This window comes from Micromonospora sp. WMMA1923 (genome assembly GCF_049179195.1).
Classification (GTDB): domain Bacteria; phylum Actinomycetota; class Actinomycetes; order Mycobacteriales; family Micromonosporaceae; genus Micromonospora; species Micromonospora yangpuensis.
This window is the reverse complement of record NZ_JBMHLZ010000001.1, coordinates 5,499,315-5,513,312: the sequence shown is the minus strand read 5'-3', so window position 1 is coordinate 5,513,312 and position 13,998 is coordinate 5,499,315. Positions and strand designations below refer to the sequence as shown.

The 13,998-nt window shown below is 74.9% G+C and carries 12 protein-coding genes; 11 read left to right on the top strand and 1 reads right to left on the bottom strand.

Features of this window, described 5'->3' with window-relative positions; genetic code table 11:
• Positions 1–4: 4 nt before the first annotated feature.
• Positions 5–2,317 (bottom strand): M20/M25/M40 family metallo-hydrolase, encoded by a 2,313-nt coding sequence (locus ACN28G_RS24995; protein WP_421480459.1) that lies wholly within the window; start codon positions 2,315–2,317, stop codon positions 5–7.
• Between the two features lie 118 nt (positions 2,318–2,435).
• Here ACN28G_RS24995 and ACN28G_RS24990 point away from each other — a divergent pair, with 118 nt between their 5' ends.
• The 11 genes from ACN28G_RS24990 (at position 2,436) to ACN28G_RS24940 (ending at position 13,877) form a co-directional block, all read left to right on the top strand.
• Entirely contained in the window at positions 2,436–2,645 is a 210-nt protein-coding gene (locus ACN28G_RS24990; RefSeq protein WP_091445446.1) for an MbtH family protein, read from the top strand.
• A 116-nt stretch (positions 2,646–2,761) separates the two neighbouring features.
• Positions 2,762–5,680: an AAA family ATPase gene (locus ACN28G_RS24985; RefSeq protein ID WP_421480458.1), complete on the top strand. Its 2,919-nt coding sequence runs from the start codon at positions 2,762–2,764 to the stop codon at positions 5,678–5,680.
• A gap of 154 nt (positions 5,681–5,834) precedes the next feature.
• Complete coding sequence (locus ACN28G_RS24980; protein ID WP_421480457.1) at positions 5,835–6,605, top strand: 2OG-Fe dioxygenase family protein; 771 nt, start codon at positions 5,835–5,837, stop codon at positions 6,603–6,605.
• Between the two features lie 2 nt (positions 6,606–6,607).
• Positions 6,608–7,792 carry a M20/M25/M40 family metallo-hydrolase gene (locus tag ACN28G_RS24975; protein ID WP_421480972.1) on the top strand — a complete coding sequence of 395 codons (1,185 nt, stop codon included), beginning with the start codon at positions 6,608–6,610 and terminating at the stop codon, positions 7,790–7,792.
• Positions 7,789–8,676 (top strand): RimK family alpha-L-glutamate ligase, encoded by an 888-nt coding sequence (locus ACN28G_RS24970; RefSeq protein WP_217628887.1) that lies wholly within the window; start codon positions 7,789–7,791, stop codon positions 8,674–8,676. Before ACN28G_RS24975 ends, ACN28G_RS24970 begins: the two co-directional genes overlap by 4 nt.
• Entirely contained in the window at positions 8,673–9,023 is a 351-nt protein-coding gene (locus ACN28G_RS24965; protein WP_421480456.1) for a hypothetical protein, read from the top strand. Before ACN28G_RS24970 ends, ACN28G_RS24965 begins: the two co-directional genes overlap by 4 nt.
• Entirely contained in the window at positions 9,020–10,351 is a 1,332-nt protein-coding gene (locus tag ACN28G_RS24960; RefSeq protein ID WP_421480455.1) for a DegT/DnrJ/EryC1/StrS family aminotransferase, read from the top strand. The genes ACN28G_RS24965 and ACN28G_RS24960 overlap by 4 nt, the downstream gene beginning before the upstream one ends.
• Positions 10,348–11,205 carry a transketolase gene (locus ACN28G_RS24955; protein ID WP_091445436.1) on the top strand — a complete coding sequence of 286 codons (858 nt, stop codon included), beginning with the start codon at positions 10,348–10,350 and terminating at the stop codon, positions 11,203–11,205. The genes ACN28G_RS24960 and ACN28G_RS24955 overlap by 4 nt, the downstream gene beginning before the upstream one ends.
• Positions 11,202–12,185 carry a transketolase family protein gene (locus ACN28G_RS24950; protein ID WP_091445434.1) on the top strand — a complete coding sequence of 328 codons (984 nt, stop codon included), beginning with the start codon at positions 11,202–11,204 and terminating at the stop codon, positions 12,183–12,185. Before ACN28G_RS24955 ends, ACN28G_RS24950 begins: the two co-directional genes overlap by 4 nt.
• Positions 12,182–12,802: a hypothetical protein gene (locus tag ACN28G_RS24945; RefSeq protein ID WP_421480454.1), complete on the top strand. Its 621-nt coding sequence runs from the start codon at positions 12,182–12,184 to the stop codon at positions 12,800–12,802. The genes ACN28G_RS24950 and ACN28G_RS24945 overlap by 4 nt, the downstream gene beginning before the upstream one ends.
• Positions 12,792–13,877: a BtrH N-terminal domain-containing protein gene (locus tag ACN28G_RS24940; protein WP_421480453.1), complete on the top strand. Its 1,086-nt coding sequence runs from the start codon at positions 12,792–12,794 to the stop codon at positions 13,875–13,877. The genes ACN28G_RS24945 and ACN28G_RS24940 overlap by 11 nt, the downstream gene beginning before the upstream one ends.
• Positions 13,878–13,998: the final 121 nt, after the last annotated feature.

The following is a 13,998-nucleotide window of genomic DNA, read 5'->3' as shown; positions in this document are numbered from 1 at the left end:
GTGGTCAGACCCGGACGGTGCGGGCGGTGATCGCCTCGCCGGCCGCGTCGGCCGACCAGGTCACCCGGGCCGGCGGCGGATCGGCGGCCACGGCCGGCCCGATGGCGGAGTAGGTGAGCAGCCGCAGCGCGAGCGGTTCCGCGCCCCGGATCCGCAGCTCCACCTCGATGCCCCCGGCCGGTACGCCGAACAGGTAGCTGCCCCACCGCCACGGGGTGTCGGTGAATGGCCGGTTGACCGCACCGGGCAGGACCGCGCCGTCGACGGTGACGCCGTCGAGGCGGGGGGTAACCGAGTCGGCGTACAGCGCCAGCATGTCGGCCTGCCCGGACGGGACGGCCAGCCGCAGCCGGACCACCCGTACGTCGTCGTTTTGGCGCTGGCCGAGCACGGTGATCCCGGCGGCCGGCAGGTCGACGGTGGGCGCGGGGCCGGTGCGGTAGCCGCCCGGGTCGTAGAGGGTCGGGAAGTCCTCCTCCAGGCTGCCGGTGTCGTCCCCGACGTGCCGGTCGACCCAGGCGTCCGGGGCCCCGCCCGCGCTGGCCCACCGGGCGGTACCGGTGTCCAGATCGACGGTGTAGAGGAGGCTTACCTGCGCGGGCCGGTCCACCGACACCCTTTCGGTGCCCAGCCCGACGCCGAGCGTGGCCAGCCCGCCCAGGGTCAGGGCCAGCGTGCCGGCCAGCACCGGGCGGCCGGCCGGCAGCCGACCGCCGAGCGGGGCGACCGCCGCGCCGAGCAGGGCGACCAGCAGCATCGGCACCACGGCGGCGGCCAGCCCCACGGCCGGGAAGACCAGTACGGCGACCGGGGTCAGCAGCAGGACGGCGACGGCGGCCGGGACGGCCAGCACGACGGGCCGCCACGGCGAGTCGGTACCGAGCAGGACCAGCAGCAGCACGGCCCCGCCGGTGGCCAGCGCCGGCCAGGCGAAGAGGTACCCGGCCCCCGGCAGCAGCACCGAGGCGACCACGGCCAGCAGCGCGAACCAGGCCCCGGCCGCCAGCAGCAGCTCCGGGCCACCCACCCCGCGGCGGCGCAGCACCGCCAGCCAACCGGCCGTGCCGGCCACCGCCAGCAGCGACAACCCCAGCAGGTACGGCAGCGGCCGGTACGGCAGGCTGAACACCAGCCCGCCCAGGGCCGGCCGGATCAGCACCGACAGCGGCCAGAGCAGCAGTCCGACCACGGCCGCGCCGAGCAGCGACAACGGCAGGGTCGACGCGGCGAGCACGGTGGCCCGGCCCCGGGCGACCCGCCGCCGCAGCGCGAGGACGCCGGCGCCGAGCAGCAGCACCGCCGCCAGCACGGCGACCACCAGGTCCACCACCCGCGGGTACGACACCGTCGTGCCGAACAACGGGAAGTAGCTCACCTCACCGGCGTCGTCGGTGCGCAGCGGACCGTCGGCGAGGTTCCGGGTGGCCCGCAGGACCTGGTCGCCGAGGTCCTGCACGCTGCCCGGGTCGAGCCGGTCGGCGGTGTCGTGGGGGGTGTGGTAGCTGGCCGAGCCGTCGATCAGCGCGAAGTTGAGACCGGTGTAGCCGGCGGCGCGGAACTCGGTGAAGTCGGTGTCGTTGGGTAGCACCTGGTAGACCGCACCCGCCATCGACGTGGCCAACGCCGAGCCGCCGGAGAGCGCCGGCACGACCGAACCCGACCGGCCGCCGGTCTCGAACATCACCGCCCGACCGCGGTTGCCACGCGCCTCAAGGTTGATTACCGCTGTCCGGTCCGGATCACCGAGGCCGGCGGCGACGAAGGCCCGTGCGCCGAGCAGGCCGGCCTCCTCGGCGTCGGTGAAGAGCAGGTGCACGTCGTGCCGCAGCGGCGGACCGGCCAGCACCGCGCGGGCCGTCTCCAGGATCGTGAGCACCCCCATGCCGTCGTCCGCGGCACCCGGGCCGAACGGGATGGAGTCGTGGTGCGCCACCAGGTAGACGGCACCGACGCCTGGCTCGCGACCGGGAATGACCGCGTGGATGTTGGCCACCCGGCCGACCCGGTGGGCCCCGTCGGACGCCACCCGGGCGGCGGTGTCCCGGCGGGTCTCCGGCCGCAGGCCCAGGGCGGTGAGCCGGGCCGTCAACCGGTCGCCGACCGCCGCCGCGGCCGGTGAACCGGTCGGGCGCGGGCCGGAGCCGAGGATGTCGAGTTGGGCCAGTGCGCGGTCGGCGGAGAACGCGTCAGCCGGCGCACCCGACCCCACCGCCGCCGGCGGTGAGATCACCCACAGCGAGCCGCCGAGCGCCAGAACCACCACAAGCGTGGCGATCAGGGGAGGAACCCACCTGGCCGTGAGTAGCCGACGACGCACGTGACCTCCCCGTTCGTTGCGGAGGGGCCATCCTCGCCGGGAGGCTGCGGTTGAGCAAGTGTCGTACCATCCGAAAAAATGATCCACAAGTCTCCGACACCGTCCGTGAGGTGCGCACATGCAGGCTGACACCGACGACACCGTCTACACGGTCGTCCGCAACGACGAGGAGCAGTACTCGATCTGGCCGGCCGCCCGCGAGCTGCCGGCCGGCTGGGCCGAGGTGGGCACGACCGGCAGCCGGCAGGAGTGCCTCGACCACATCGACACCGTCTGGGTGGACATGCGGCCGCTGAGTGTCCGCCGGGACACCGCCCAGCCGGGCTGACCGACGACCAGCCGGCTGCGGCGAGCGGCCCGGCCGGCCCCTTGAACGCCGGCCCCTTGAGCGCCGGCCCCTTGAACCGGAACAACCGCCTGGGTCCCCTCCACCCTGGGAGTTACGTGTTCGACCTCGGTCAACCGCGATCGGCACCGTCGAGTCTGGCCGGACGGTGCCGGGAGCTCCAGCTCTTCACCGCCCGGCTCGACGCCCTGACGGCCGTGGAGCCGGTAGGCGGTGTCCTGCTCGTCGCCGGGGCGCGGGGCCTCGGCCGGACCGCCCTGCTGGGCGCGTACGCCGAACTGGCCCGCGACCGGGGACACCGGCTCCGGAGCGTGGCGATCTCGGTGCGCGGGGCACACCGGCCGTACGCCCCGGTGGTGGAGGCGTTCGAGGACGACCTCGCCGACCGGCCGGAGCTGACCGCCGGCCTCGACCCGGTCACCCGGCGGACCCTGGCCGGCGTCTTCCCCCGGCTGGCCACCGACGGGCCGGTGGCCGTGCCGGCACCCTACGACGCCGCGTCGGCGCTGCGTACGCTCTGTGGCCGGTTGACCGCGGACCGGCCGTTGGTGCTGCTCTTCGACGACGTACAACGCGCCGACCCGGCCACCGTGGCGCTGCTGCACGAGCTGCTGCGCCGGCCGCCCCGCGCACCGGTGCTCACCGTCCTGACGTACCACCGGCGGCGCTCCGGCGCACCGTTCGGCGCGGTGCCGACGACCTCCGGCACGGCACCCACCTCGGTGACCCACGTCGAGCTGGCGCCGCTGGGCCCGGACGACGTCGCGGCGCTCGGCCGGGGCCGGGTCTGCGGGCGGCACCTGAGGTCCGCACCGGCGCTCAGCGGAGGCAATCCGGCCCTGCTCAGGGAGTACTGGCGGAACTGCACAGGTGAGCCGTACTGCCCGGTGGTGCCGTGGTGGTCGCAGCCGGACGCCGTTCCACCGGCGGAGTTCTGCGCGGAGCTGGAGACCCTGACCCCGGGGGCACGCTCGGTCGCCCGGGCCGCCGCGGTGCTCGGAAACGACGCCGACGTCGAGCTGGTCACGGCACTGTCCCGGTTGGCGTCCGCCGACGCGCTCACCGGCCTCGACGAGCTGGTCGACGCCGGGTTCCTGGAGGCCGGGCGGGGCGTGGGCACCTTCCGGTTCGTGCACCCGGCGCTGCTGGCCGCGGTGTACCGCAGCACCCCCCAGGGCTGGCTGCTGGCCGCCCACGAGCTCGCCGCCGACCTGCTGCGGCACCGGGGCGCGCCGGTGCAGGCGTACGCCGACCATGTCGAGCGGGGTGCCTCGGTGGCCTCGGTGGCCGCCGCCGAGGTCCTGATCGCGGCGGCCCGGGCGGTGGCCGGTACCGACAACGACCGTGCCCTGCGCTGGTACGTCGCCGCGGAACGGATGCTGCCGGCCGACCCCGAGGGCGACCGGCGTCGCCGGCCGCTGCTGACCGCCCTGGCGCGCTGCCAGCTGCGCGCGGCGGACCTGGCCGCCGTCCGGTCCGTGCTCGACCGGCGGGACGCGTTGGCCGGCACAACCACCACGGACCGAGTCGAGCAGGCGCGGGTCGCCGGGATCAGAGCGGATCTCGCCATGCTCGCCGGCAGCCCACTGGAGGCGCAGGACCTGCTGATCCGTGCGCTGCGGACGGCTCCGGCCCACGACGGCGGGGCGCACTCCGCCCGGTTGCGGGTGGCGCTCTCCGTGGCCGGGGCCTTCGAGGCCGGGCCGTTGGAGAACGCTCCACCCTGGTGCGAGGACGCCATCGTCGCGGCCGTCGGCAGCGGGTCGCGGGTGCTCCAGGCGCAGGCGTTGGCCGTCAACGCGGTCGTCCGCCTCGCCGCCCGGGTGCCCGGCGCGGCCGTCCGCAGCGCCGACGAGTGCGGCCAGCTGGTCGGCCGGCTCAGCGCCGACGAGCTGGCCGGCCGTCCCGCGTTGCTCGGCTGGCTCGGCTGGGCCGACCTGCTGCTGGAACGCCCGGCGTCGGCCCACGACCGGCTGAACCGCTGCCTGCTCGTCGCCGGCCCCAGCGGTGACGTTCCGGCACAGGTCGCGGCCCTGTGCGGGCTCGCCCTGCTGGCGGTGCGGGAGAGCCGGCTCGACGACGCCGCCGGGCTCGCCGCCCGCGCGCTGGCCCTCGCCGACCGTACCGACAGCACCCTGCTGGCCGCGATGGCGGCGGTCGTCCGGGCCGAGGTGGCCCTCGAGCGGGACGAACTCGACCAGGCCCTGGAACTCACCGGTACGTCCCCGGTGGACGCGGTGGTGAACAGTGCCTGGTGGCACCGGGCCCAACTGGTCCGGGCCGAGGCCCAGCTGCGCGCCGGCGACGCCGACGCCTGCCGCCTGCTGGTGCTGGAGAGCGGCGGCGGCGAGGACCTGGTCCGGCTGCCCGCCTTCGAGCAGGCCCGGGCCTTCGGCCTGCTGGCCCGCGCCGGTGCGGCGCGGGGGCAGGACGCGGCCCCGATCTGGGCGAAGCGGGCCTGCGTGGTGGCGACCGAGCTGGGGCTGCCGGAGCAGATCGCGCTCGCGCAGCTCGTCCTGGTCGAGGTCAACGGCAGCCACGCCGAGGAGCCGCACCTGCTGGCCCGGCGGCTGGGCGCGCAGGGCGGTTCGGGCTGCCGGGCCACGGCGGTCCGGGCCTGTCTGCTGGCCGCCAGGCGGTACCTCGGTGTCGGGTCGACGTCGGCCGCCGACGCCGAACTCCACCACGCGGCCGACCTGGTGGCCCGGCTCGGCTCGCCGGCACACCTGGTCGCGGCGGTCGAATCCGCCCGGGCCGAGGTCGCCGTCGAGATGCCGCCGACCGCCGCCGGTCACCTCGGCCTGCTCAGTCCCCGGGAGTCCGAGATCGCCTGCCTGGTGGCGCGCGGGCTGACGAACCGGCAGATCGCCAGGTTGCTGACGTTGAGCCCGAAGACCGTGGAGACCCACCTGGGGCGGATCTTCGTCAAACTGGCCGTCTCCTCGCGGGCGGAGATCGCCCACCTGGTCGGCCGGGCCGGTGCCGTGACGCACGACGTCCCAGGCCGGACGGCCTGACGGACCGGTCCACCGGAGCAACCAGTCGGGGAATCTACCGACGATCGTTTCCCGGCCGGACGTGTCAGGGTCGTCAGACGTGGCGAGGACCGGCACCGCGGGCACCGCACCCGGCACGGGTGCGCAGCGCAGCGGTACGGGGGGACGAGGCGACATGACCATCAACCGCACCGTGCGGCCGAGCGGCACCACCGGGTCAGCTGGCCATGCCGAGGCGATCCGCCGCGACGGTTTCGCCGTCCTTGCCGGTCAGCACCTGCGCGCCCAGCTACCCGACCCGGAGTTCGCCGCCCTGCGCGAGGCGTGGGCGGACCTGCCCGTCGACGAGCAGGTCGCCGAGGGCGTGACCTACCGCCGCCGCCGGTACGGGCGGGTACGGGTGGTCCTCGGCGCGGACGGGCCCGTGGTCACCCCGCTCGCCAACACGGCGTTCCGGCAGGACACCATCCCGCTTTGGCGCGGGCGGACCAGGGTCTTCGCCCCGGTGGCCGAGGAGTTCCTGCGCTCACCCGCGCTGCGTTTCCTGCTCGCGCTGGACGCCGGACTCGCCCGGGACCTGTCCGGCATGACCGACTGGGAGGTCGGCCTGCACCTGGTCCGGATCATCGCGCAGCCCACCTCGGCCGGGCTGCCGACGCCCGAGGGGCGGCACAGCGACGGCCACCACTTCGTCGGGATGCACCTCATCCGGCGGGACAACTGCACGGGTGGGCTCTCCGTCATCCATCCCAGGCAGGGCCCGCCGGTCGAGTCGACGCTCACCGAGCCGCTGGACTCGTTGTTCGTCGCCGACCGCGAGGTGACCCACGAGGTCACCCCGGTCGGTGCGGAGAACGGCACCGGGGTACGGGACATGCTGCTGGTGGACCTCAACCGCTGGCGGTCGGACGACGGCGCGCCCACCGACCGACCGGGCGGGCGGTGACGATGACGCCCGGGGCGGTGGCCGAATCCGAGGCGCGGCTGCTCCGGGACCTGGTCGACATCCCGTCGGTCTCCGGCACCGAGGACGCCCTGGCCCGCCACGTCGCCGCGCACCTGCGGGCGGCCGGACTGGACGCGCGGCTCGACGAGGTAGGCAACGTGATCGGCAGCACCGGTGACGCCGCGACCGGGCCCACCGTCATGCTGCTGGGCCACCTCGACACCGTGCCGGGTGCCCCGCCGGTACGGCTCGACGGCGACGTCCTGCACGGACGGGGCACCGTCGACGCGAAGGGCCCACTCGCCACGATGGTCAGCGCCGGGATCCGGCTCGCCGGCCGGTTCCCCGGTCGGCTGCTGGTCGTCGGGGCGGTGGACGAGGAACGCGCCTCCGTCGGTGCCCGACACCTGCTCACCGGCGTGCGGCCCGACGCGGTGGTGATCGGCGAGCCCAACGGCGCGTACGGCATCGCGGTCGGCTACAAGGGGGTGCTGCGGCTGCGGCTGACCGTCCGGCGGCCACCGGCGCACACCAGCTCCGACCAGGAGACGGCGGCGGAGGCGGTGGCCGGCCTCTGGCACGCGCTGCGGTCCCGGCTGACCGACGGCGTACCGGCGGAGACCGCGCTCTTCGACCGGATCATGCCGACCCTGGTCGGGATCACCGGAGACCTGGAGACCGCGGTCGCGGACGTGTCCTGCCGCATCCCACCCGACTTCGACGCCGACGAGTTCGTCGCGCTGGTGCGTGGCCTCACCGACGGCGTCGGGATCGAGGTGACCGAGAGCGTGCCGGCGGTGCGGGGCACCCGTACCGGGCCACTGTGGCGGGCCTTCGCCACGGCGGTCCGGCAGCACGGCGGCCAGCCGGTGGCCAAGCGCAAGCTGGGCACGTCGGACATGAACGTGGTCGGACCGGTCTGGCGGGTGCCGGTCGTCGCGTACGGACCGGGCGACTCGCGGCTCTGCCACACGGCGCAGGAACGGATCTCGGTGGCCGAGTACCGGCTGGCCGTCGACGTGCTCACCGACGCCCTGCTCCTGCTCGCCGGCGACCTCGCCGATGGCCGCGCGACCGGACCCGCCGGTGACCCCGTGACCGGACCCGCGGGTGACCGCGCCACGACGGGACGGGCCGGCGTGACCACGTCGACCCGATCAGACGACCGACAGGAGACGCCGACGTGACCGGTGACAACCGTCCGCTGGCCCTGCTCACCTCGCTGGTACGCGTCGAGGAACGCCTGATCATGGCGGCTCTGCGCGAGCGCCGGGTGGCCTTCGAACAGCTGGACACCCGGACCTGGTCGGCCCAGCTGCCGCGCGGCGGAGAGGCGGCCGGCGAGCACCAGGCCCCGTACCGGGGTGCGGTCAGCCGGGAGATCTCGCACACCCGCAACTCGTACGCCGTGCGGCTGCTCGAACACTTCGGGGTGCCGGTGGTCAACTCCTCGGCGGTGATCAACCTCTGCGGCGACAAGCTGCTGACCACCCTGGCGCTGCGCGAGGCCGGCCTGCCGACCATCCGGGCCATGGTCACGCTCACCCCGGAGACGGCGCGCACCGAACTGGCCGACTTCGGCTACCCGGCGGTGGTGAAGCCGCTGATCGGGTCGTGGGGGCGGCTCGGGGCCCGGCTGACCGACCAGGACATGGCCGACAGCATCCTGGAGCACCGCGCGGCGCTGCCCGGCCCGCAGCACAACATCACCTTCGTCCAGGAGTACATCGACAAGCCGGGGCGCGACATCAAGGCGTACGTCTTCGGCGGCGAGGTGGCCGGGGCGATCTACAAGTGCTCGGACAACTGGCGTACCAACACCGCCCGGGGCGGCTGGACGGAGCGCTGCCCGCTCTCCGACGACCTGGTCAAGCTGCTCACCGCGACCGCCGGGGTGATCGGCGAGGGGGTGCTGGGCATCGACGTGATCGAGGACCGGGACGGCCGGATGTTCGTCAACGAGGTCAACCACACCCCGGAGTTCCACGGGGCGATCAAGGTGCTCTCCGAGGACCTGGTCGAGCGTTACGTCGACTACGTCCTGCGGCACCTGGACGAGGTGACCCGGTGAGCGCCGACGAGTGGGTCGCCGCCGCACCGGACGACGGGCGTCGGGTACCCCTGCGGCCCGACGCGGTGCCGCTGGCCGGCCAGCTGATGAGCCTCCCACCGGGCCGGTACGACTGGCTGTACCTGCGGATCGACCAGACGGCACCGCAGCCCGGCGCGGAGACCGTCTGGCTGCACTACGCCGACGCGGTGGACCCGGAGACGCTCCCGTTGCCGGCCGGGCGCGGCACCCACCGGGTGCCGGTCACCCGGCGGGCCGTGCTGACCGGGGTCCGGCTGCCCGACGTGCCCACCGCCCGGATCCTGGCCGCCACCCTGGTCACCTCGGACTCGGAGGCACCGCGATGACCGGCCACGACCAGCTCGCCATGCTCGGTGGCCCGCGCGGCCTGCCCGCCGCCGACGCGTCCCGGGACCTCGTCGGCTGGCCGGTGGTCACCGAGGCCGAGCAGGAGGCCGTACGCGGGGTGCTCGACCGTGGGGTGTTCACCTCCAACGACGCCGGGTCCGGGGACGTCTCCGCGCTGGAGCGCGAGTGGGCGGCGTACGTCGACGCCCCGCACGCGGCGGCGGTCTCCAACGGCACCGCCGCGCTGGAACTGGCCCTCGCCGGCCTCGGCCTGGAGCCCGGCGACGAGGTGCTGGTCCCCGCGTTCACCTTCATCGCCACCGCGGTGGCCCCGGTGCAGCGGATGTGCGTGCCGGTCTTCGTCGACGTCGACCCGGTGACCTTCACCATGGACCCGGTCGCGGCGGCCGCCGCCGTCACCCCCCGGACCAGGGCGATCATCGTGGTGCACCTGCACGGCCTGCCGGCCGACCTGACCGCCCTGCGGGAGCTGGCCGACCGGCACGGGCTGTTCCTGGTCGAGGACGCCGCACAGGCGCAGGGGGCCACCTACCGGGGCCGCCGGGTCGCCGCCGTCGGGCACGTCGGGACGGTGAGCCTCAACGCCACCAAGAACCTGCCCACCTGCGGCGAGGGTGGCCTGGTCACCGCCGTCGACGCCGGGGTGCACGAGCGGATCGTGCTGACCCGGCAGTTCGGCGAGGACCTCACCGGCGGCCGGGCCCGCGACTACGTCTCCCGGCTGCTGGCCGGCAACGAGAAGATGAGCGCCGTCCAGGCCGCCTTCGCCCGCTGCCAGCTCGCCCGCCTGGACGAGTACGCCGCCGCCCGGCACCGCAACGTGACCGAGCTGCTGGGCCGGCTCGCGGAGCTGCCCGGGGTCGTCGTGCCGACCTGCCCGCCGGAGCGGACCCACAGCTGGCACATCCTGCGGTTGCGGTTCCGCCCGGCCGAGATGGGCTTCGACGTGCCGCCGGCGGCGATGCGCGCGGTGCTGCACCGGGCGCTGCGGGCCGAGGGGGTGCCGGTGCAGCCGTACCAGCTGGTCGCCCTCCCCGGCCAGCAGGCGTTCCAGGAGCTGACCGGCTTCGGCGGGTACCCGTGGCGGTTGCCGGGCGGGCCCCGGGAGCCGTACCGGGCCGAGGACCACCCGGTCACCCAGGAGGTGATCGCGGACTCGCTGACCCTGCAGCGCTGGCACCTGAACCCGGCGGCCGGGCCGGTGCTGCGGCGGGTGGCCGACGCGTTCGAGAAGGTCTGGGCGCACCTTCCCGCCTTGGCCAGCATGGCCGCCGCGGCGGGCCGGAGCAGGACGGTGACCCGATGACCTCGACCGACAGCACCGAGCGGGCGTACCGGGTGCGCGAGCGCATCCTGAAGATGGCGGCCACCCCGCAGGGGGCCCACGTGGGCGGCTGCCTGTCCGTGGCGGACCTGCTCACCGTTCTCTACGGCGAGGTGCTGCGGGTCTCGCCCGACGAACCGGACCGAGGAGACCGGGACTGGTTCGTGCTCAGCAAGGGCCACGCCGGTGCCGCCCTGTACGCGGTCCTCGCCGAGTTCGGGTTCATCCCCGCCGACGAGTGCGACAGCTACGCGGTGTCCGGCGGCCGGCTCGCCGGGCACCCGTTGCGCCGGCTGCCCGGCGTCGAGTTCCCTACCGGTTCGCTCGGGCACGGGCTCTCGCTGGGCTGCGGGGCGGCGGTCGCCGCGCGCGCCGCCGGCACCGGTGCCCGCGCCTTCGTGCTGCTCGGCGACGGCGAGCTGCAGGAGGGCTCGGTCTGGGAGGCGGTCATGCTCGCCGGGCACCAGGGCCTGGACAACCTGGTGGCGGTGGTGGACCGCAACGGGCTGCAGATCACCGGCGACACCGAGGAGTGCGTGTCGTTGGAACCGCTGGCCGACCGGTGGCGCAGCTTCGGCTGGGCGGTGGCCGAGGTCGACGGCCACGACCACGACCAGCTGCGGAAGGTCTTCGCCGGACTGCCGGTGACCGCCGGCCGACCGACAGTGGTGCTGGCCCGCACGGTCAAGGGGCGCGGGGTGGGGCTCTTCGAGGGCAAGAAGAAGAGCCACCACGTGACGCTCTCGCCGAGGTTGTTCCAGCGGGCCGTGGCCGGGCTCCGCAAGTCCCGAGCCGACGCGCCGCCGGCACCGAACCCGACGGGGGAACCGCGATGACCAGCCAGGCCGCACCGCCCGAGGTGGACAGCGCCGCACCGGTGGCGGCGCGCGACGCGTACCGGGCCGAACTGCTCGCCCTGGCCGGCCGGGACCCCCGGGTGTGGTGCCTGGACACCGACATGGGCGGGCTGGAGACCGGCTTCGCCGTGGAGGTGCCGGAGCGCTACCTGAACCTGGGCATCGCCGAGGCGAACATGATGGGGATGGCGGCCGGCATGGCCGCCGCCGGGTTACGGCCCTACGCCAACACCATCTCCAGCTTCGCGGCGGCGCGGGCCTGCGAGCAGATCAAGATCGACGTGGCCGGCAACAACCTGCCGGTACGGATCGTGGTGACCCACTCCGGCTTCTCCGCCGGCCACTACGGGCCCACCCACCACGCCGTCGAGGACATCGCGATCATGCGGACGATGCCGCACATGACCGTGGTGGTTCCGGCCGACGACGTGCAGACCGGGCTGGCCGTGGCGGCCACCGCCGACCTGCCCGGCCCGCTCTTCCTGCGGCTCGGCCGCGCGGCGACGCCCCGGATCCCCTGGCCGGACGGCACCACCTTCCAGCTCGGCCGGGCGGTGCCGCTGCGCGACGGCGCGGCGGTGACCATCGTCGCCACCGGCCCCTACCCGGTGCTGATGGCGGTGCAGGCAGGTGAGCTGCTCGCCGAGCGGGGCATCGACGCGCGGGTGCTGGCCCTGCACACCGTCAAGCCGATCGACACCGAGGCGCTGCTGGCCGCGGCCCGGCAGACCGCCGGGATCGTCACGGTCGAGGACCACCTGGTCGTCGGCGGCATGGGTGGCGCGGTCGCCGAGGTCGTCGGCGAGGCGGCACCCTGCCCGGTACGCCGGGTCGGCGTGCCCGACGGCTTCCACGACGCGGTAGGCGACGAACTCGAACTGCTGGAGCTGGTCGGGGTGACCCCGGAGCGGATCGCCGCCGAGGCGCAACTGGTGCTGGGCATGCGGCGGCCGGCGTGACCACCGGAACCCGCACCGGAGCCGGGGCCGGGACGAGGCAGCGGCACGTCGACCTCACCGAGCACGTCGACAACCTCGGCATCGTGGTGCCCCGGTGGCCGCACGGCGGCGGCTTCAACATCTGGGGCAACGCGTTCCCGGCCGACGAGCTGCCACCCGCCGGTGGGGTGTGCACGGTCGACGGGGTGTCGTTCTCGTTCCCGCTGGCCGGCAACCGGGACAACATCCGCTGCCGGGGCCAGGTCGTCGCGCTGCCCCCCGGCCACTACGACTGGCTGTACGTGCTGGCCGCCGCCGAGCGCCGGACCGAGGACACCGTACGACTGCACTACACCGACGGATCGACCGCCGAAGAGTGGCTGCGGATCTCCGACTTCTGGCCGGACACCGCACCGCGCTTCGGTGACCTGCTGGCGTTCCGCTGCTCGCGGATGCTCTACCCCCGGCACCCGCAGCCGAGCATGGCACCGGCCATCTGGCAGCAGCGGATCCCGGTGAGCCGCCCCGGAGAGGTGCACGCCGTGCGGCTGCCGGACAACCCGGCGATGCACGTCTTCGCGCTGACCGCGGTGACCGACGCGGAACTGCCGGCGGAGGGGTGGCCCGATGCGGACTGAACTCGCCCCGATCGGCACCTGGCGGCACGACCTGACGTACTGCCTGCACACCACCGCCGGGGTGCTGCTGGAGTTCCACGGGCTGGACCCGCTGGAGGTGCTCGGCGCGTACTGGGGGTTCCACCACGTGCCGGGGCCGGTGCCGCGCGAGGAGTACTACTTCCCGCCCACCCGGGACTCGTTGTTCGCCGGGCTGGCGCCGTACCATCCGGTCTCCTCGCGGTGGCACCAGCCGGCGGACGCGGACTCCGGCTGGGCCCAGGTCCGGGCCGCCGTCGCCGCCGGCAACCCGGTCGCGGTCGCCGCGGACAACTTCCACCTGCCGTTCCGGCCCGCCTTCCGCGACGTGCACACCAACCACCTGCTGGTGGTCTACGGCTTCGACGACGAGGCCGGCGAGGTGTTCGTCGCGGATCCGGTGCCGCCGGCGTTCCAGGGGCCGATCACCATCGAGGCGCTGACCGCGGCGCGGGACTCGGCCAACCCGGTCCGGCACGACCGGGACATGTTCTACACCGCCAACCCGATCGGCAACCGCTGGCTGGAGGTGTCGGTACGCCCCGACGGCCCGCCGTTCGACCCGGACTCGGTACGCGCCGCGATCCGCGCCAACCTCGCCGGCTTCACCGCTGCCGGGGCACCGGAGCGGCTGGACGGCACCGCCGCCGCGCCCGAGCGGGCCGACGACTCCGCCGTCGGGTCACCGGAGGAAGCCGACGGCACCGCGGCGCTGACCGGGTTGGCCGGACTGCGGACGTACCTGGACGGGGTCGCCGAGCGGTTCGCCGACGAGCCGGGACTTGTCGACGAGGTCTTCCTCGTCGGCGAGCCCGCCATGGCGGTCGCCGGCCTGCACGCCGACTACCTGTACCGGGCGGCCGACCGGTTCGCGCTGCCCGGCCTGCGGGAGAACGCCCGGCTGGTCGAGCGGGTGGCCCACCACTGGTCGGCGCTGCGGATCACGGTCGCGTCGGCCCGGCACGACCGTGCGTCGGCCGTGCCGGGGCTGCGTCGCCGGTGCGCGGCCATGCTCGCCGACCACGAGCGGGCCCTGGCTGCGCTGGACCGTTGCTGACCGGCCACCCGACGGCCCCGGGGCCGGGCAGTCAGGAGAGTCCCCGACTGCCCGCCCGAGCCACCGCGCGCGACGATCGGAGCGGTCCCGTGTCGACCGCCCGCCGGCCTGGCCGCTCGTG

Bases quoted from the DNA above. Each gene is read 5' to 3' on its own strand.
- ACN28G_RS24960 (WP_421480455.1), top strand. From the start codon at position 9,020: ATGACCGGCCACGACCAGCTCGCCATGCTCGGTGGCCCGCGCGGCCTG.
- ACN28G_RS24950 (WP_091445434.1), top strand. From the start codon at position 11,202: ATGACCAGCCAGGCCGCACCGCCCGAGGTGGACAGCGCCGCACCGGTG.
- ACN28G_RS24975 (WP_421480972.1), top strand. From the start codon at position 6,608: ATGACGCCCGGGGCGGTGGCCGAATCCGAGGCGCGGCTGCTCCGGGAC.
- ACN28G_RS24980 (WP_421480457.1), top strand. From the start codon at position 5,835: ATGACCATCAACCGCACCGTGCGGCCGAGCGGCACCACCGGGTCAGCT.
- ACN28G_RS24955 (WP_091445436.1), top strand. From the start codon at position 10,348: ATGACCTCGACCGACAGCACCGAGCGGGCGTACCGGGTGCGCGAGCGC.
- ACN28G_RS24940 (WP_421480453.1), top strand. From the start codon at position 12,792: ATGCGGACTGAACTCGCCCCGATCGGCACCTGGCGGCACGACCTGACG.
- ACN28G_RS24990 (WP_091445446.1), top strand. From the start codon at position 2,436: ATGCAGGCTGACACCGACGACACCGTCTACACGGTCGTCCGCAACGAC.